Source organism: Methanothermobacter sp., assembly GCF_030055435.1.
Classification (GTDB): Archaea; Methanobacteriota; Methanobacteria; order Methanobacteriales; family Methanothermobacteraceae; genus Methanothermobacter.
The window spans coordinates 225707-244870 of record NZ_JASFYG010000001.1; the positions used below are offsets into that span (position 1 = coordinate 225707).

The following is a 19164-nucleotide window of genomic DNA, read 5'->3' on the forward strand; positions in this document are numbered from 1 at the left end:
ATGTGGGTGTGCAGGGAATATGAGATTCAGGGATCTTATCAGTGTTCTTAAATCAGAGGAATACAGGGTCCTGGCTGAGAACTTTCTCTCACTTTCAACCCTTCAGGTCCTTGTGTACATACTGCCCTTCATCACACTTCCCTACCTCACAAGGGTCCTGGGTGTCTATAATTATGGTCTTGTTAACTTCGCCATTGCATTCAACACCTACTTCCTGATACTAACCGATTACGGCTTTAACCTCTCTGCTGTCCGTGAAATATCCATGAACAGGGACGACCCCGAACGCATATCTGAGATATTCAGCTCAGTCATGATAATCAAGGGCATCCTTGCAGTTATCAGTTTCTCCATACTCCTTGCCCTTGTATTCATGGTCCCCCGGTTCACCGCCACATGGCCCATATACATCTTCGCATTCGGACTTGTCGTGGGGAACGTTATATCACCCACCTGGTTCTATCAGGGCATGGAAAGGATGAAGTACATAACCCTCCTCAATGTCCTCACCAACGTTATATTTGTCGCCGCCATCTTCCTTTTCATAAAGAAACCCTCTGATTATCTCTATGTGCCCCTGTTTCAGGCCCTCGGCACAATCACCGCGGGGGTGATTTCCCAGTGGATCATAAGGACAAGGTTCAATGTCAAATTCCATTTACCCCCATGGAGGACTGTGTATGAGGCCTTCAGGGACAGCACCCAATTCTTCCTATCAAGGGTATCTGTTTCTGTTTACACTAGCAGCAATTCCTTCTTTCTTGGACTTTTTGCAGGTAACACGGCTGTGGGTTATTATTCTGCAGCTGAGAAACTGTACGTTGCAGCCCAGGGCCTTTACAGTCCCCTTATGCAGGTGACATACCCCTACATGGCCAAGACACGCAACAAGATATTCCACCGCAGGGTGCTCAGGTATTCCCTTATCCTGAATACCATACTCTGCGCGGGTATAATTATCTTCGCCCCAACCATAATAGGAATACTCTTCGGAGCCCAGTACACACCAAGCATCAATGTCCTCAGGCTCCTTGCAGTGGCCCTCATGGTGGTGATACCCTCAATTCTCCTGGGTTACCCATTCCTCGCGGTACTGGGGCAGCAGAGGTACGCCAACGGCAGCGTCATGATAGGATCAGTAGCACACCTCCTGATGCTCCTTGCAATATCACCCTTCATAAACATCTACCTGGTGGCAGGTCTCGTTATAATAACAGAAACCATAGTCCTCAGCATCAGAATCTATGGAATCAAAAAACACAACCTCTGGTAAAACCAGAGAACTGCAAGAAAAAATATATGTTATAGTAATGATCAATCCTCGCCCCATACCAGTTTGTAGACCCTTTCTGATGAGCGGTCATCCTGGTACTGGTTCACCAGTTCATTTATCATCCTGCGCTCATCACGGTAATAATCCTCATCATTGATGCACTTTTCAAGTTCAGCCAGGAATTCACTGAAAGTCCTGACCTTTGGACCGGGGGTCCAGAACTCAAAGGGCTCAAGCACAAAACCCCTTCTCCTGCGGTACTCTTCAAGGTCAGGAACAGCAAAAACAATGGGCCTATCAAGGAGAAGAAAATCAAAGTAAACCGAAGAATAATCCGTCACCAGAACATCAACACCACCCAGAATATCATAGAGATCAGCATGTCTTCGCGTAAGTTCATCGCTTTCTATAAGCAGAACATTATCCATCCTTTTGAAGAACTTTCTGGCCTCATCCTCCTCGAGGGGGTGAAACTTCACCAGAAAAAGTATATCGTTTTCCTGGAGGAACCTCGAAAATTTATCGGCATCAAAATCGTGAAAATTGAGATGATGGGATATTAAATTGCCGTCGTCTATGAATTCCGATGATCTGAATGTCGGTGCAAAGAGGATGATGGTTCTATAGGAATCCGGGTTCACAGACAGGATCTCTGAAAGTCTTCCCGGCCTGAAGAGCTTATCATTTCTTGGCTGACCTGTTATGTGTATGCGGCGGGCGTCCTGGTTGAAACAAGCCGCAAGGGCATTCTTCATAATCGTCGAGGTCGCGATTAGATAGTAATTCTCATCATCAAAACTGACCGGGGGTTTGAACTCCCTTCCATTGGTTTCAGTGTAGGCCATGGCCTTGAGTGGCATGCCATGCCAGAGATTAACATACCTCTGCCTTGAAACACGTATCTCAGCCATCCTCCCATGTGTTGATACTATAGTCCCTGCCCTGAGTATTCTAAAGAGTGCCCTCAATGAGTGACGCTTTTCCTGTTTTACATCAGGGACGTCTGCAGGTTCATCAACGATCCATACACACTCTTTATCCTCAATTTCCTTTATAAAATCAAAGAGGGCCATGCTGTTACCTGAAAAATCAGGTGCACTGTCAAACACGATCATTTTTTTATCTTTCGGTATCATTAAATTTATGATCTTAAGTAAGGGTGTCAACATACTATCCTCCTGCATTCTAAAAATAAATAACATGATTTACCTGATCCTAATATCAATAAATACACTTATCTAAAATACAGTTAGATGCATTGACTGATTCACCTATAAAAATCTTTGACTGAGGGAGTATATGAAGATTGCAATGATAATACCCTTTGACCCCTCCACAAGGGGTGGTGTTCTGAGGGCTGTTAAATCCCAGGAAGTGGTCTACAGATACCTGGGGGCTGAAGTTGAAACCTTCTATGCATCAGAACTTGATAGAACTGATCTCAAGGGCTATGACATCATCCACGTCCATGGTCCGCTCAAGGTAGGAGGTCTTCTTAAGATCCGCAAAAGCGGCGTCCCGGCTGTGCTGACCGTGCATGGGTGGGTCATCAATGAGGCCCTAACTGCACTCAGAATGGACCCCATTGGCAACCTCCACTATATCCTCCGGCTGATAAACTGGGCGCTCCACATGCTCATATTTATACGCATAGTTTACAGGGGCAGAATAACAACTGTTTCAGAGATAAAAAGGAAAATGAACCATCTGGATGCTATGGTTATTCACAATGCACTCATCACACATGAGATTGACAAAAAGGTTTCCAAATGTCAGGAAATTGGAAAAAATTGCTTAACAGCAGTTACATATGTAAGTATAGGCGGATCCATGGTCAGCAGCATCCCCAGACTGGTGGAAATTGTTGAAAAGGTTAACAGAAAGACATCAAAAAGATTGAGGCTCCTCGTATTTGGCGATGACCGTGGATACGACACAGATAATGTGAAATTCATGGGTTACCGTGATGATTTTCTCTGCTACCTGAAATCAGCTGACATCATGCTTCTGGGATATGAAATGAGTGAACTCGGGTACGCCATCCTTGAAGCAGGGTACCTTGGAGTTCCCATTGCAAAGTTCAGGGGTGAATACGAGGAACTTGAGGACGGTGTTCATGGCATAATAGCAGATGACGAAGATTACATGGTCCAGAGGCTGAGAGAATTCATAGAGGACCCATCAATAGGTTCTGCGTGGGGTGAGAACCTCAAGGATTATATATTAAAAACAAGATCCGTGGATGTTATAGGAAAGAGGTGGAAGCTGCTGATTGAGGAACTCAGACAATCTTATCAAGGAAACTGAACCATCTTTCCTTTACAGTTCCTGGACTGAAATCCACAGACCTCTTTCGCGCCCTTCCAGAGTAAAAATCAAGGATATCTCTATCAGATAACAATCTTCTTATAGTTTCAACCCATAACCTTTCCTCTCTGGAAAGTTTATCATGAACACCCCTTTTTCTACCGTCAAATGCAGGGAGCAGAACTCCATAATCTGCAAATTCCGTATTATCTGTTTTAAATAAAGGATCTGAATTAGGGGCCAGTATTTCCCTTGGTCCGCCACAATCTGCACTTGCAACAGGCACGCCCAGAGCCATTGCTTCAATTAGGGCCATTGGAAGAGCCTCCCTCAATGATGGTAACACAAAAAGCTCTGAATGTCCAATGAATCCATAAGGATCCCTCTGAAATCCCATGAAATAAACATCATAATCATCTGGCTGGCCACCTGTGAACGTTTCAAGACCGAGACCCCGTGCCAGCCCATGAAGATACCCCCGAAGTTCCCCATCACCGAGTATCATCAGTTTAAGCTGGGGCATTGTTTTTTTAAGCTCTGAAAAAACCCTGAGAAGATGCCAGTGCCCCTTGGCATAAGTTAACCTTCCTGCTGTTACAATAACAGGGTCTCTGAAAACATCATCCCATCCCTCTGGCATGCTCATCCTATCCGCCAACTCACAGACAGGTACAGAGTTTGGTATGACTGATATAAGATCAGGATTTATGCCATAATGATCGGTGAGATCACGAGCAGACTCCTCTGAAACGCAGACAATTCCCTCAGCGCGTGGGTAGATCATCCTCACCATGGTCTTCACGATCCTCCCATATATGTCAGCAAGGTTTTCATTTCTTGAAAGCATGGTATGGTGGTTAACAATGGGTCTGTCAGCTGTTGCTGTGAGTATATTCTGGATGCCCAGGGCCTCTGAGATGGATATGGATACGTCAAGTTCAAGTTCAGATTTGATTCTTCTCAGAGCCCTCAACCTGTTTATGAAAAGTCCCGTCCTAGTGATGATGCTATGCTCCTTTGAAGCTGCTGGAACATCCAGAACATGGAAGTCTCCACTCCAATTCTGGAGGGGTTCATGTCTATACACAGTGATTATGTGCACTTCATGACGCTCTGAGAGAAGGTGAGACAGGTTGGAAGCTGCTCTGGCCGCTCCGCTATCATCCAGTGAAGGGATTATGATTCCTATCCTCATTCAATCACCCCATACCAGTTTGTAGACCCTTTCTGATGAGCGGTCATCCTGGTACTGGTTCACCAGTTCATTTATCATCCTGCGCTCATCACGGTAATAATCCTCATCATTGATGCACTTTTCAAGTTCAGCCAGGAATTCACTGAAAGTCCTGACCTTTGGACCGGGGGTCCAGAACTCAAAGGGCTCAAGCACAAAACCCCTTCTCCTGCGGTACTCTTCAAGGTCAGGAACAGCAAAAACAATGGGCCTATCAAGGAGAAGAAAATCAAAGTAAACCGAAGAATAATCCGTCACCAGAACATCAACACCACCCAGAATATCATGGATGTCCATGGCTGGATCAAGAACCTGGATATTTCCCGACTCATCGGCTCGAAATCCCTCATCAAGAGGGTGGAGTTTCACCAGAAAAACTGCATCATGTTCTCTGAGGAATTCCTTGAGCCTATCCTCCACATAATCCTCCAGGGAAAATATTGATGCATCTTCACCCCCATCCCTGTAGGTGGGTGTGTAGAGGATCACTTTTCTGAAATCATCCCATGAAGACTTTGAGAGTGTTCTGAAGAGTTTATCATTTCTTGGCTGACCTGTTATGTGTATACGGCGGGCGTCCTGGTTGAAACAAGTCGCAAGGGCATTCTTCATAATTGTCGAAGTCGCGATTAGATAGTAATTCTCATCAGACACCCCCTCCAGGAGTATCGAGGGAGCCCTTTCAGCATAACCCATTGCCTTAATTGGCATGCCATGCCAGAGGTTAACGTAGACCTGATTTTCTGACCTTATCATGAGGTGGTAGCCGTGGGATGTAACAATGTACCTTGATCTCAGGAACTGCCAGAACTCTGAAATGGTGTTTCTCACATACTGTGGGGCATCAAATCCATCCTTTGGTTCATCAACAACCCATATCATTCTGTAGTTCTCATTGCGTGTCTTCATATACCTGTAAAGCTGGGCGGGATTGTCTGAGATACTGGGTATGCTTTCAAACAGTATCTGATCGTCTCTTTTTGGTATAAAGTGATTTAAAATGACTATGATTGACCTAAGTATCCTTCCTATCAGTGAATGCAGCAGAAAATTCACCAGAGACTCATAGAATGACATCGTATTCCTCCAGCAGAAACCGTAAAGATATATTTAGAGTTACCTTTATATACCCATATACCACCTCATTTTATGTATAAGTGTTGAAGATGTGTGGAGGATGAACATCTACAGCACCCTATCTGTACTGGCATTTGTATCCTACCTCATAATGGGGGCCTACCCTCTGAAGAGAAACAGGGGCAACCTGGAGTGGAGCTTCCTCCTAATAGCCCTTGCCATGGCCTGGTGGGCCCTCACACTATCAATCTTCTACATGACATCCTCGATGGAAGAGGCACTCTTCATGTACATCCTATCGGGGGTTGCCCGTCTCCTGATGCCCGCACTCTTTCTCAACTTTGCTCTGGTGCTCTCTGCTGGTGAAAGAAAGATAAATAAGGTCGCCCCACTCATAAGCCTGACCCCATCCTTCCTTTTCATCTACCTGCTCCTTAAGACCGCACTCACAACACCTGTAATAGTATTTGATGACGGCCTCTGGAACATAGAGCTTGAGAAGAACGGGATCTGGTGGCTGCTCTTTGAGATCTACCTTTTGGGGTACTTTGCAGCCGCTGTGTCCATAATATGGAATCATGCAAGGACGGCCCCATCCTACCGTGAGAGGAAGATGTCCACCATAATATTCATGACATCCTCCCTCAGCCTCATTGCATGCTGGGTGCTCAACTCCTTCCTCCCCTCTGTTGGGGTGCACAGCATTCAGGTCCTCAGCCACATAATATCACTCCTGGCCATGGGGGGTATAGCCTACGCCCTGCTCCACTACCCACCCATCACCATAAACCCATCAATCGCCGGGGAGAGCATAATAGATAAGGTCACAGACCTTGTTGTTCTCCTGGACTCCCAGGGAAGGGTTATCAGGTTGAACTACAGGGCAATGAAGGAGCTTGGAGTTGAATATGCAGAGGACTGGAAGTCCCTTGTTGCACCTGAACACCATGAGATCCTTGAAGCAGAATTTGAGTTTATAAGGCAGAATGCCAGTGGAAAGGGTGACTACCACCACAGACCAATCAAAATTGACTACATCACCTCCAGGGGGAGGAGGATACCTGTAAAGCTCTTCATATCACTCATAAGGGAGGACACCGACTCAATCGGGTACTCCCTGGTTGCCCAGGACCTCCGCCACACACTCAGGCTCAAGGACAGGATAGAGGAGTCAAGGGAATATGAGAGACTCACAAGGATGAGGCTACACGAGTTCAGGGTCATCAATGAGGCCATAACCCTGATAAATCACAGTGAAAGCCTTGAGGAGCTCTTCAGGAACGTCTTCAGCCTCACCCACGAACACCTATCCCTTAAAGAGGGGCAGGCCTACATCATGGATGATGGGAAGCCGGTAGCTGCGGAGGAGAACTGGCATGGACCAGGGGAGATTGACCCACAGAGTATCCTGGAGGGCCTCTCACTTGAAAATGTCTTTGTGGATGATGGGATAGTTTCAGTTGCCATGAGGCATGGGGATGACCTCCTGGGATTCTTCGTGTTCAGGAACGGTCACGAACCAGATGAATACGAACTTAAGCTCCTTGAGACCATTGGGGCTGAAGCAGCGTCCACACTCAAAAGGATATTCTACCAGGAGAAACTCCTGAAATCCCTCGAGGAGAAGGAACTGCTTCTCCGTGAGATACACCACCGGGTCAAGAACAACCTACAGGTTGTATCAAGCCTCCTGAACCTTCAGAGCAGTTACATAAAGGACCCCCAGATTGTGAACACCCTCAAGGACAGCCAGGGGAGGGTGATGAGCATGTCCATGATACATGAGAAGCTCTACAGATCAGAGAACCTCTCTGATATAGATGTGAGGGGCTACATTGAGGGGCTTGTGAGGAGCATCATGTTCTCCTACCAGAAGCCTGACCAGAAGGTTGATGTGAGATTCGATATTGATGATGTTAAACTGAACATTGACACCATAATGCCCCTGGGTCTTATAGTCAATGAACTTGTAACGAATGCCTTCAAGTACGCCTTCCCCAACGGTAATGGTGAACTCCTTGTCTCCCTAAAAAGGAGGGGTGACCGGTTCGTCTTAAGGGTTGCTGACAACGGTGTGGGCCTACCCCCCGACTTCAACCTTGATAATCTCAGAAGCCTCGGCATGCTCCTTGTGAGGAACCTCACCGGCCAGCTGGATGGGAAACTTGAGTATACCTCAGGCAATGGCACGGAGTTCCAGATAGAATTTTCAGAGATAAGGTACACCGAAAGGTTTTAAGAGACCTTATCCGCTGATATGCTGATTTTGATTCTTTAAAGCGTATAATGTGTGTAAAGGGCGCTGAATTTTATTTTACTGGAAAATCGTGGAAAAACGTTCAGAATCATATCAAAATCTATAAATAAAATCAGAAAGAAAGATATATCCCTGCAGGATTCCTTCCTGCACCTGGAGGCGATAGTATATCCCGTGGTATGCAACTCCTGTGCATGCTGTTGGCATGCATGGTGTTACTCAATACCGGAGAGATCTATGCCCAGAACACACAAGGTGAAGAAGCACTGCTTCCTGATAACATGACACCGAAGACCTGCAGTACAGTTATGGAGAAGAACTCCACAGTAGCAGAGATCAGGGGCAGCCTGGAGAATGCAAGTACTCCAGTAGCTGCAGCGGGTCCATCAGTCTCACGGACCGATGTTGAGGACGCGGCAGTTCGTGTCAATGCATTCATTGCAAAGAACAGGCGTCTGCCCCTCACCGTGGAGGTGGGGGATGTGAAGGTGAACCTGGCACAGTTCCTGCAGCTAGAATCACAGTATCTCCTCAACAGGACACCCAGATTGAACCAGGTACAGGTACCGTCAGAAACATCTGGAACCGTGCTCAAAGGCTCAATTTACCTGAAGGACTACCTTGAAGTTGCAGGTAGGGTGCTCCAGAGTGGAGGCGCACCTGGATACATCAGCTTCAGGGACCAGAGGATAGGATTCCAATCTCTTGTGTGGCTATTTGCAAGGGCAATTAATTTTAAAGTGACAAATCAACGCCTTCCAAATTATATCAGACTCGACACACTGAATTCAGTAAAGTCATCCACCCCCGCCAGTAACAATTCCGGCAGCAGCGATGCTGCCAGTGGCAACTCAGGGTTCACAAGGGAACAGATACTTTCCGCGGCAAAATCACTGAAAACATACATTGACCAGAAGCAGAGCCTACCCGGGTATGTGCAGGTGTCAAATCAGAGGCTTGGTATAGCCCAGTTCCTGCATCTAATGGTTAAATGCCTCAACCAGATAAATCTGGGGAAGAATACCCCTATAACACCGGTTAAAGCCGGTGAGGCAGCAAACCCTGCAGGGGATGCTACAGGTACCATAAAAAGGGAGGAGTACCTGAAGATTGCATCCCTGGTTGAGGGGTTCATGGAAAGGAACCAGAGAGCCCCAAACTATGCAGGTTCAGGTAAAGGTAGAATCTCGTATGAGAGCCTTGTATACTCAATTTCAAGGATTCTGAGCTTCTACAGCGACAACAGAAGACTACCAAATGCTGTGACCGTGACGAAGCTGGCGTCCTCACTGAAAAATCGGCCAGAAAACGACCCCTACATGGGTGAAAGTACAGGGAAGTACCTTTCATCATCAGCCAACTGTCCTGTGGATAACGAGAGGATAAGGTCCCTTGCAGTAAGCATTACCAGTGGACTTACATCAAAATTTGCAAGGGCATCGGCCATCTTCTGCTGGGTTCGTGACCATATAGACTACAGCTTCTACTACAACACAAGGTACGGTGCCCTGGGGACACTTCAGAACAGGACAGCCAACTGTGTGGACCATTCACACCTCCTTGTGGCCCTTGCAAGGGCTGCTGGGATACCTGCAAGGTACGTTCACGGGACCTGTAACTTCACATCAGGGAACACCTACGGTCATGTGTGGGCCCAGCTCCTTGTTGGCGATACATGGTACGCTGCAGATGCAACGAGCTCAAGAAACAGCCTTGGAATTGTAAACAACTGGAACACTTCCAGCGCAGTTATAAAGGGCATATACGCAAGTTTACCATTTTAAGGGTTAAAAACCCTTATTTCTTTTTTTAACATGGCATTCCCACTAAGAGAATCCCATCAAACAATTTAAGAACATCCCAGTTTCTCTTTTAATTAAGACTTATAGGCTAAATACACACTATATAGATAAGAGCATTGGATCGTCATAAAACAGGGTGTTATCATGGAGTTTCCGCTACTCAGGGAGATAGTCATCATATTCAGCCTCGCGCTGATTGTCCTCATTGTACTGAACCGGGCTAAACTTCCAACCATACTGGGCTTCTTTGTAACAGGGGTCATAGCCGGCCCCTCGGTCCTTGGCCTCATATCCTCTGGCAGCATAGAGAGCCTTGCAGAACTCGGTGTCATACTCCTCCTATTCACCATCGGACTCGAAATGTCCCCGGAGAGGTTCGGTGAATTCAGGAAGACCGCCCTCATTGGGGGTACGCTGCAGATAGGACTTACAGTGCTGATCGTGGCATTCCTCACACTGATACTCGGGTTGAACCCTGGAAAGGCCGTCTTCATGGGTTTTCTCATCGCCCTGAGCAGTACCGCCGTTGTACTGAAGGTCCTCCAGGACCTCCATGAGACAGAGACACCCCACGGTCAGGCCTCCCTGGCCATCCTCATATTCCAGGACGTGGCGGCGGTGCCCATGATACTCACCATACCATTCCTTGCAGGTGCCGGTGGCTCAACACCCATTCACACCCTCCTTACAGGTGGCGCTGTGCTCCTTGGAACCCTCCTCTCCGCCAGGTGGATCGTCCCAAGGCTCTTCGATGTTGTTGCAGCCACAAGGAGCAGGGAGATATTCCTCCTCACCGTCATACTCGTATGTGCATCTGTAACCTGGCTCACCGGAAGTGCGGGACTATCACCGGCACTGGGCGCCTTCCTCGCAGGCCTCATCGTTGCAAATACAGACTACGCCCACAGGGCCCAGGGGACCATACTGCCATTCCAGGAGGTCTTTCTGAGTTTCTTCTTCGTATCCCTCGGGATGCTCCTTGATGTCGGGTTCTTTATCGGGCACCTGCCCCTCATAATCCTTGCACTCATTGGTGTTATGATGATAAAGCTCGCCCTCAACAGCTTCGTGGGCTTCATCATGGGCTTCTCAGCAAGGGTTGTGGTGCTAACAGGGGTTGTCCTGGCACAGATAGGTGAGTTCTCATTCATACTCTCTGAGTCAGGTCTCAGGTACGGGCTGATGGACCGCTTCACATTCCAGGCCTTCCTGTCGGTTTCACTCATAACCATGGCCCTAACCCCCTTCCTCATATCCCTTTCACCCAGGATCTCAGAGAGGATCATCCAGGCGGATATCCACCCCCGGATAAAGAACGGGAGGAGGTACCGTAAACCTGAGGTCAACCTCGAGGACCACCTGATCATCATTGGTATGGGCATAACCGGGAGGAGGCTTGCAGAAACCTGTGAGGACCACGACATACCCTACATAGGCATAGACGTTAACCCTGAAACTGTCAGGAGGGCCAGGGATGAGGGCCTCAATGTATACTATGGGGACGGGACCCATGTGGGTGTTCTCAGGCATTTCAATGTCCCTGAGGCCGCGGTTATGGTGGTGGCCATTGCAGACTACCGTTCAACTGTCCACGCGATCCATGAGGCCAGGGCACTGAATGATAGGATGAAGATAATCGCCCGTATAAGGGGATTTGAGAATACAGAGAATTTATACACTGCAGGGGCAGATGTTGTCATCTCAGAGAAGCGTGAAGCAACAGAGAGGATATCGGAGGAGATATTCAGCTGTTACAGTGGTGTCTGTGAACTTGAGGAGTGAACATCCACTTAAAGGTGTTCAGATCAATCCATGCGCTGACTGGAGGCGGCACACTGGCTTCCCGTAGGCTATGAGGATAATTCAATGGGGTTCATGGGTTCATGAACCGAAAAATATACCCTCTTTAGAGTTCTAAAGCTGAATCTGGACCTCTATATTTGTCCTTCATTTAATCATGTAGTGGTCAGGCCACACCCATGCATGGCACTGAAAAAAAGACATCATAGCGTTTATTTTGATTTGAAAGACTCTAATATTGTTTTTTTCATGATTTTAAACCACAATATTTATATATAATACATTTTTTAAGAGTGTATGTGGGGTTTCCAAAACCCCCATGGAGGCGGTAAAATTTCGGGAAAACTGAATCTACTAATAGCCCTAGTTATGGTGCTATCATTTCTGGGCTCAAATGTGGCAGGTGCCGTTGAGATATCAGATAACGAAACACTTAATGGGACAGAAACCAGTGATAACCAGACATTAACAGAGGGTGACAGCCAGACATCAGATGATACAGATAACCAGACATCCGCCCAGACAGAGGAAACAGGCACACCCCATGGGGCCATCTGGGTTAAAGCCTACGATATGGGGAAGGTGAACCTCACAGAACTCAAAAAGATGGGTATAAAGGATGTCTTCCTTGAGCAGCTGGCCTTCAATGACGCCAGGTTCAGCAGGAACCTCACCTCGTTCCTCGGCAATGCATCAGAGCAGGGGATAAGGGTGAGCGCCTGGGTGATCTGCCTCAAGGATGCCAGCGGAAAATGGGTTGACCCAACCGGAAGATACGCCTACAATGTTACAAAGACACAGAAGGTCACGGTAAAGGAGCCATACAAGTACTACTACACCGTGACAGTGAAGAAGGCCTACACCAGGTATGTGAAAGAGAGGTACAGGGTATGGTACAGGGACGGCGGTAAACTAAGATACACCTGGAAGTACCGCTACGTTAAAAAGACATACTACAGGTACGTTAAGGAGACACGGTACACCATAAAGTACCGTACAGTTACAAAAACCGTTAAGACCACCGAAACAGTGTACAGCTACAACCGGACCTACGCAGAGAACTTCATAGATAACCTGACAAAGCGCGCCCTCTCATACATCAGTGTACCTGGCGTTGGCGGGGTGCACCTGGACTACATCCGATATCCAGGAAACGCCTACCAGGTCCCCAACTCCACAGAGACAATAACCGGAATAGTTAAGAGGATAAGTGAAGCCGTAAAATCAGTGAACCCCAACCTTCTCCTATCAGCGACTGTGATGCCAGAGAAGGCCTCAAACGCCTACTACTATGGACAGGACTACACAAAACTTGCAGAGTACCTGGATGTACTGGTTCCCATGGCCTACAGGGGTAACTACAATACAGGAACATCATGGATAAAGAATGTAACGGCCTACATCAAGAGCAAGAGCCTCAATGCCCAGGTCTGGACCGGAATTCAGACCTACAGGTCAGATGATGATGTAACACCAGTACCTGCAGATGAACTCAGGGCCGATATAAACGCGGTTCTGAGTGGAGGTGCAGATGGGTACGCCCTCTTCAGGTACGGCCTGATAGACAGGGAATTTATGGGTGTAGCACTATCCACAAACACAATGCCCTCCGCCGCCAATTCAGTAACCGCAGAGATGTTAAGGGATGCCGCCAGCAGGTTCAAGAGTTTTGTGGAGTCAAACTACAGGCTCCCCGGTTACGTGAATATAAATGGAGTTCAGGTCAAAAACTCTGAGTTCCTCTATCTGCTGGCAGGGTTTCTCACAGGCGCCGACCTGGAAATCAGGTCATTCAGTGAGGGATCAAACACAACCCTGGTGGCAGCAGGGACAATTCAGAGGGACGGCTACCTTAGAATTGCATCGGACGTCTGGAACTACATGTCAGCAAATGGCAGGGCTCCCTCAAGCATATCATCCAGTGCCGGGAGTCTGAGCTTCAATACACTGGTTTATCTGCTATCGAAGGTCGTTGCATTTGAGGGTGCAAACGGAAGGCTGCCAGACCATGTGACCATCGACAGTTCAATTTTCAGGGGAAAGTACCTTGCATCATCAGCCAACTGTCCCGTTTACAACCCGGAGATAAGGTCACTTGCAGCGAGCATAACAAAGGGTCTTTCATCGACACTGCAGAAGGCAACAGCCATATTCAACTGGGTGCGTGACCATATAGACTACAGCTTCTACTACAATACAAGGTACGGTGCCACCGGCACGCTGAAAACCAGGACAGGTAACTGTGTGGACATAACACACCTCCTTGTGGCCCTCTCAAGGGCTGCGGGTATACAGGCAAGGTATGTCCATGCCAAGTGCACATTCCTCTCAGGTAACACCTACGGCCATGTCTGGGCCCAGTTATACGTGAACGGAAAGTGGGTAAACGCCGATGCATCAAGCAAGATGAACTCCCTTGGAGTCATAAAGAACTGGAAGACTGCAACCATAAAGGGCTACTATGCGGGACTGCCATTCTAAATCATAATTTACTTTTCTTTTTCCGGCGTCTCATGAAAAAATAAAGGGATTAAATCAGTGATTTTCCCATTTCATGATGGTCTTTGTTTCCACCCGGTATATGGTCCTTGTTTTCCATTGCCATTTAACCCTGTATTTCCATTCTCCGCCCTTCAGATACCAGTACCTATAATAGGATCTGTAGCGTATCTTACCCGCGGGAACTTTAACTGTGTATCTGTACTCTCTGAGGGACCTTCTATGAATCACACTGGATGACGACATATAATCCTCTGTGCCATTGAATCGAACCTGGAATGTATAGTTGCCCGGCCCTGGCACGATGTATCTGATTAGAGCAACGCCATTTGAATCTGTTAAAGCTGATGCCACAGTACGATTATTCACCTCGAGGTGAACCATTCGCCTGGCGAGTTTCCAGTCCCCGCACTTAAGTTCCGCCCTTATCAGTATCTGCCTATTCTCTGCTGTTAATGTTGTCAGCAGTGCTGATGGGTTAGAGAATTTTGAAAGAAACACATCCCATACACCAGTACCTGCTGTGCCAGTTGTATTGCCCCTGTAACCCGTTTTATTCTGCAGTGCATCTGCGGTCACAGGGAAGTCTGAAGATTGCGTTTCGCCGTAGACATAGAAACCCCCATTTGCAAGGGCCACCCCCCATCCATGGTCATCAGGTTTAACCGTCGCCGGAGCGCCTGGTCCAGTTATGGCACTTCTTCCCCCAAGGTAAGAACTGTAAAGGAGTCTCTTACCTGATGGATCAATCTTTATTATGAAAACATCGTCTGAGCCAGCATTGGCCTTCTGGTATGCGTCCTCTGTCACAGGGAAATCCATTGAATTTGTCTGACCTGTCACGTATGCGCACCCATCACTGTCCACTGTAATGAACCAGGCTGCATCGAGTCCTGTTCCCCCTATGTATGAAGAGTAGATAAGACCTCCCGCAGGGTTAATCTTCATTACAAATCCATCATAGTTTGGAGTGCTTCCAGTGAAGCCTGTGCCCATGTAGAATGGGGAGAATGCATCCCGGGTTACTGGAAGGTTATCTGAACTTGTATAGCCAGTTATGTAGATATTACCATATTTATCGAGTTCCATCGCTCTTCCAGTATCATAACTGTCCCCTCCAAGGTATGTGCTGTAGATTAGAGCCGAACCATTACTGTTGAGCTTCACCAGGAAGGAATCCTGTGTTCCCCCCTGATACGACTTTAACATTGCATCAGGTGTAACCGGAAAGTCCGTTGAAACCGTTTCCTCACCCAGAATGTAGGCATTACCGTCACTGTCCACCCTTATATCCTGGGCCTGTTCCGCCTGGCTACCCCCAAGGTATGTGCTGTAGATTAGACCCGAACCATTACTATTGAGCTTCACGACAAATGCGTCGAAACTATCCTGATACTTCTGCATGTTATCTCCACTGTAACCATCAGAAGTCTCCCATATGGGTCCCATCTTACGTGTCTGGAATGCCCCTGATGTTACTGGAAAATCAGGTGAATTTGTTGTCCCCGCAATGTAGGCACAGCCGTCTGAATCAACTGCTATACCCCATCCGCGATCCACTATTCTTCCCCCAAGGAATGTTGAGTAAACAAGACCACCCGTGGAGTTAATTTTGAGTGCAAATGCGTCTGTTACACCACCATATGTCTCCATATATGCATTGGGTGTTGTGGGGAAATTTGATGACTGTGTCCAGCCAGTGACATAAACATTTCCGTTTCTGTCAACTGTGAGTGCGTTTGCAGTATCAGTACCACTACCACCGATTATGATGTTCCATATTACAGTACCATTGGGGTGCATCTTAACAACATATGCATCATTACCTCCACCAGGCCCATACCTTGCTGTGACAGCAGGAAAATCATTTGGTGGTGTATTGGCCGATTTTGTGTTACCTGCGAAGTATATGTAGCCGAGTTTATCTGCATAAAAACCCCTCCCCTTTTCATGTTCACTGCCTGCAAAGTAGCTGCTGTATGACAGGAAGGGAGTATCTGGAGCTGATTTTATCGTAATTGTTGCATTACCTGATGACCCGTTATGATTACTGTCACCATCAAACCGGGCCATTGCATGTAGTTGCCGGTAAATGTGGACGTGAATTTAAACAGAGCTATCCCATTCACATCAGTCGTTGAATTACCCATTTCAGAGCCATTGACAAAGAACCTGATGTTTCTGCTCCTGAGTGGATTTCCATTACCATCCCTGAGACGTGCTGTAAGCCAGACTGTCCCCTGGGTTGGAGTGCCTGTTGTGGCTGCAAGTTCTGTAACAGTGGTTCTGGTGTTATTCACATTGAGGAGTATAGTTGTGGTGCCGGTCACATTTTTACCTGCCTGATTGACCCCATGAGCTGTTATCCTGATACTGTACTGCCCATTTGGATAGCCTGTCGTATTCCAGGTATAACTCCACCCATTGGTCACGTTTAGCACATCAAAGTCGGTGTTATTGATTGTAACCACGACCTTCCCTATGGCGGTGTGATTATCCGCCAGGTGAGCCTTACCCCTTATTGTAACAGCGTCACCAACCCTCGCATTATGTGAGGGAGACTCCACTGTAACGACAGGGTACTGTCCATAGTTGGGGGTGGTCTCTATTTCATGTGCCGAGGCTGTGCCCGCCGCTGCTAAAATTAAAATAGAGACAGCCAGCAGCAAAAAATTGGTTCTTATGTTATTCACCTCCATTTATTATTAAATTTATTCAATAATACAACAATATATTAATAATTATATAAATTTTATTATTAAAATGGGGTGGAATCAGCCATGAAAAGTAGTAACCCTGCAATCCCACCTTAAAACCCTAACTGGCACCCGGGTGAAATCAACCCATAAAAGTAGTAACCACCGCTGATTTCAAAATCTGTCCCAGTACTTAAGTTCCCTGAACCTCAGAGATACGGTTGTGCCGCAATCAGAGATTATCTCAAATTCGCCCTCAAGCTGATCAGCAAGGGCCCTCATGAGGGATAAACCCACTGTACCCTCAGGACCTCACCCATACCCCTACCATCATCCTCAACAGTGAGGTGCATCACATCACCTGGATCAATACTTACACGTATCATGCCCCTACCATCAGGGAACGCATGCCTTATGGAGTTGGTGAGGGCCTCATTGATGAACAGGCCCAGGGGTATTGCGGTCTCCAGGTTCAGCCTCACATCGGCATCCACCTCAAAGTCCACCCCGTAGACCGAATGGGCGCTTATCAGCCTCTCAATCAGCCTGGTTATGAAGTAGGACATGAGAACACCTGAGAAGTCGCCACTGTCATAGAGGGTCTCATGGATGATTGCCATCGCCCTCACCCGGCTCTGGGCGTCCATCAGGACTTGGCGGGTATCCTCATCTGCATTCATTGCCTGGATGTTCAGGAGGCTTATTATGATCTGGAGGTTGTTCTTGACCCGGTGGTGCACCTCACTGAGGAGGGCGTCCCTCTCCATGAGTGCATCCTCAAGGGACCTCTTGGCCACTATCAGGTCTGTTATGTCTGTGAGCGAGACTATAAACCCTGCATATTCGCCACCCTGAAACCTGGGAACCATCCAGCCAGTGTAGTGCCTCCCGTTGATGTCCATCCTGTCAATTATCACAGGCCCCCTTTCGCCGCTGTACTCAGGAAACTCCACCACACCAAGCCTCTTCATTGCCGTGTTCTGGTATATGGTGTTCCCATCAGCGTCGACCACTGCAACTGCCTCTGCCAGGTTCGCAAGAACATCCCTGAAGAAGCGCTGGGTCCTCTGAGGTCCCTCCTGTAGGCCTCCCTCCTCAGATCGATCCGGTTAAGTTCCACAGCGACGATTATGACAGAGATTATTATGAGGGATGCCGTCATGTCCATGAGGAAGACCTCACCGAACCCCGGGAACACGTAATCCCTTATCTTAAGCGTTACAAGGCCCAGTACGGTTATGCTGGCTATCATCATTGGCAGTATGAGCCTCACTATGTGGCCGCCAACAAATGATGCGTGAAGTGGCGCCATAACCCCCCTTTCAGGGTAGAGTGAAAGTATGGAGATTGCTATGAGTATGTGAAGCACCGCAGTGTAGAGTGCCATGAGAAAGTACTCCCCATAGACACCTAGGCCCGCCGCGTAACCCAGAAGGACGCAGTAGGAGATCACACCAGCAGGGAAGGTGATGATCTGGGCAGCGCTGAACCTTGATGTGGAGAAGAGGAAGAGGACAGCGGCGTATATAAGGAAGAGAGCCACTGTTATGATCCTTGAGTTATAACCGTATTCGGCACCCTGAATGTAACCGGAAAGTGTCAGGATGTGGAAGACCAGGAGGAAGGTCCCTGTAAGTATCGCGGGAAGCCTGAAGCCCCTTGATAGGGCTATGAGGGAAGCTGCGATGGGTATGAAGAGGGCTGCTGTTACCGGCTGGGTGGGTGGGGATCCCAGGATATTGCCCATGAGATGCTGGTTACCGGTTGCCCAGCCCCCAAGTATGAGGGTGGATATCACCATTACTGTTGCTGAAGCAGAAACTGAGAGCCTCCTTGCAAAAAGAACAGAATCAGACCACTCCATATTCAACCCAAGGAATATTATCTCCCCCATTATTAATAAAATCTTCGTAGCGGATTATTAAAAGTTATACTTATGGGTGGCTTACCAGGTGAGGTAAGCATTTATTAACATTCAGTGAAAAAGTTATATTTAATAAGTTTTATAGTACTCTTATATGGGTGGGGGTTGACATATGAAGCGTTTCCTCTGCCCTCTCCGCAGGGCAAATGTATCATCCGGGCTTCATGGAAGCCACCGGGAACGGTTTTACTATCTTGTATGCCCATCATGCGGTGCAAGGGTTTGCCTGAACGATGAAAGGATCCTCTGAGGTCTGATAAACCCAGCTGAAAATTTGTATGGTCAGATTCTGCTT

General features: G+C 47.6%; 14 protein-coding genes. 7 read left to right on the top strand and 7 right to left on the bottom strand.

Features of this window, described 5'->3' with window-relative positions:
- The first annotated feature begins 19 nt into the window (after positions 1-19).
- The gene (locus QFX30_RS01045) at positions 20-1273 is read left to right on the top strand and encodes an oligosaccharide flippase family protein (protein ID WP_300486975.1); all 1254 of its coding nucleotides are present in this window, start codon (positions 20-22) and stop codon (positions 1271-1273) included.
- 41 nt (positions 1274-1314) lie between these two features.
- On the opposite strand, the gene QFX30_RS01050 is transcribed toward QFX30_RS01045, so the two are convergent.
- On the bottom strand, positions 1315-2475 hold the full coding sequence (locus QFX30_RS01050) for a CDP-glycerol glycerophosphotransferase family protein (RefSeq protein ID WP_367186116.1): 1161 nt from the start codon (positions 2473-2475) through the stop codon (positions 1315-1317).
- Between the two features lie 97 nt (positions 2476-2572).
- Between QFX30_RS01050 and QFX30_RS01055 the strand changes: the two genes are divergently transcribed.
- Positions 2573-3580 carry a glycosyltransferase gene (locus QFX30_RS01055; protein WP_300486979.1) on the top strand — a complete coding sequence of 336 codons (1008 nt, stop codon included), beginning with the start codon at positions 2573-2575 and terminating at the stop codon, positions 3578-3580.
- Here QFX30_RS01055 and QFX30_RS01060 read toward each other — a convergent pair.
- Both QFX30_RS01060 and QFX30_RS01065 read right to left on the bottom strand, forming a co-directional pair.
- A complete protein-coding gene (locus tag QFX30_RS01060; RefSeq protein ID WP_300486981.1) occupies positions 3555-4775 on the bottom strand; it encodes a glycosyltransferase in 1221 nt (406 codons plus the stop codon). The two genes, QFX30_RS01055 and QFX30_RS01060, sit on opposite strands and share 26 nt — an antisense overlap.
- Positions 4776-5891 carry a CDP-glycerol glycerophosphotransferase family protein gene (locus tag QFX30_RS01065; RefSeq protein WP_300486983.1) on the bottom strand — a complete coding sequence of 372 codons (1116 nt, stop codon included), beginning with the start codon at positions 5889-5891 and terminating at the stop codon, positions 4776-4778.
- Positions 5892-5991: 100 nt separating this feature from the next.
- Between QFX30_RS01065 and QFX30_RS01070 the strand changes: the two genes are divergently transcribed.
- The 4 genes from QFX30_RS01070 to QFX30_RS01085 all read left to right on the top strand — a co-directional run bounded on the left by QFX30_RS01070 (position 5992) and on the right by QFX30_RS01085 (position 14231).
- On the top strand, positions 5992-8130 hold the full coding sequence (locus tag QFX30_RS01070) for a histidine kinase dimerization/phosphoacceptor domain -containing protein (protein WP_300486985.1): 2139 nt from the start codon (positions 5992-5994) through the stop codon (positions 8128-8130).
- Between the two features lie 212 nt (positions 8131-8342).
- On the top strand, positions 8343-9932 hold the full coding sequence (locus tag QFX30_RS01075) for a pseudomurein-binding repeat-containing protein (RefSeq protein WP_300486987.1): 1590 nt from the start codon (positions 8343-8345) through the stop codon (positions 9930-9932).
- A 162-nt stretch (positions 9933-10094) separates the two neighbouring features.
- Positions 10095-11732: a cation:proton antiporter gene (locus QFX30_RS01080; protein ID WP_300486989.1), complete on the top strand. Its 1638-nt coding sequence runs from the start codon at positions 10095-10097 to the stop codon at positions 11730-11732.
- Between the two features lie 387 nt (positions 11733-12119).
- On the top strand, positions 12120-14231 hold the full coding sequence (locus QFX30_RS01085; protein WP_300486990.1) for a pseudomurein-binding repeat-containing protein: 2112 nt from the start codon (positions 12120-12122) through the stop codon (positions 14229-14231).
- A gap of 54 nt (positions 14232-14285) precedes the next feature.
- Here the strand turns inward: QFX30_RS01085 and QFX30_RS01090 are convergent, their stop codons facing one another.
- From QFX30_RS01090 to QFX30_RS01105, 4 genes are all read right to left on the bottom strand, one after another.
- On the bottom strand, positions 14286-16322 hold the full coding sequence (locus tag QFX30_RS01090) for an SBBP repeat-containing protein (RefSeq protein WP_300486992.1): 2037 nt from the start codon (positions 16320-16322) through the stop codon (positions 14286-14288).
- Positions 16259-16942 (bottom strand): Ig-like domain-containing protein, encoded by a 684-nt coding sequence (locus tag QFX30_RS01095; protein WP_300486994.1) that lies wholly within the window; start codon positions 16940-16942, stop codon positions 16259-16261. Before QFX30_RS01095 ends, QFX30_RS01090 begins: the two co-directional genes overlap by 64 nt.
- Before the next feature lie 281 nt (positions 16943-17223).
- Positions 17224-17958: a sensor histidine kinase gene (locus QFX30_RS01100; RefSeq protein ID WP_300486996.1), complete on the bottom strand. Its 735-nt coding sequence runs from the start codon at positions 17956-17958 to the stop codon at positions 17224-17226.
- Positions 17913-18815, bottom strand: coding sequence for a hypothetical protein (locus QFX30_RS01105; RefSeq protein ID WP_300486998.1), 903 nt, complete (start codon positions 18813-18815; stop codon positions 17913-17915). The genes QFX30_RS01100 and QFX30_RS01105 overlap by 46 nt, the downstream gene beginning before the upstream one ends.
- A 166-nt stretch (positions 18816-18981) precedes the next feature.
- Between QFX30_RS01105 and QFX30_RS01110 the strand changes: the two genes are divergently transcribed.
- Entirely contained in the window at positions 18982-19119 is a 138-nt protein-coding gene (locus QFX30_RS01110) for a hypothetical protein (RefSeq protein ID WP_300487000.1), read from the top strand.
- Positions 19120-19164 lie beyond the last annotated feature (45 nt).

Coding starts and splice junctions, on each gene's coding strand:
- QFX30_RS01085 (WP_300486990.1), top strand. CDS start 12,120: ATGGTGCTATCATTTCTGGGCTCAAATGTGGCAGGTGCCGTTGAGATA.
- QFX30_RS01050 (WP_367186116.1), bottom strand. CDS start 2,475: ATGTTATTTATTTTTAGAATGCAGGAGGATAGTATGTTGACACCCTTA.
- QFX30_RS01080 (WP_300486989.1), top strand. CDS start 10,095: ATGGAGTTTCCGCTACTCAGGGAGATAGTCATCATATTCAGCCTCGCG.
- QFX30_RS01090 (WP_300486992.1), bottom strand. CDS start 16,322: ATGGCCCGGTTTGATGGTGACAGTAATCATAACGGGTCATCAGGTAAT.
- QFX30_RS01060 (WP_300486981.1), bottom strand. CDS start 4,775: ATGAGGATAGGAATCATAATCCCTTCACTGGATGATAGCGGAGCGGCC.
- QFX30_RS01110 (WP_300487000.1), top strand. CDS start 18,982: ATGAAGCGTTTCCTCTGCCCTCTCCGCAGGGCAAATGTATCATCCGGG.
- QFX30_RS01075 (WP_300486987.1), top strand. CDS start 8,343: ATGCTGTTGGCATGCATGGTGTTACTCAATACCGGAGAGATCTATGCC.
- QFX30_RS01045 (WP_300486975.1), top strand. CDS start 20: ATGAGATTCAGGGATCTTATCAGTGTTCTTAAATCAGAGGAATACAGG.
- QFX30_RS01065 (WP_300486983.1), bottom strand. CDS start 5,891: ATGTCATTCTATGAGTCTCTGGTGAATTTTCTGCTGCATTCACTGATA.
- QFX30_RS01055 (WP_300486979.1), top strand. CDS start 2,573: ATGAAGATTGCAATGATAATACCCTTTGACCCCTCCACAAGGGGTGGT.
- QFX30_RS01070 (WP_300486985.1), top strand. CDS start 5,992: ATGAACATCTACAGCACCCTATCTGTACTGGCATTTGTATCCTACCTC.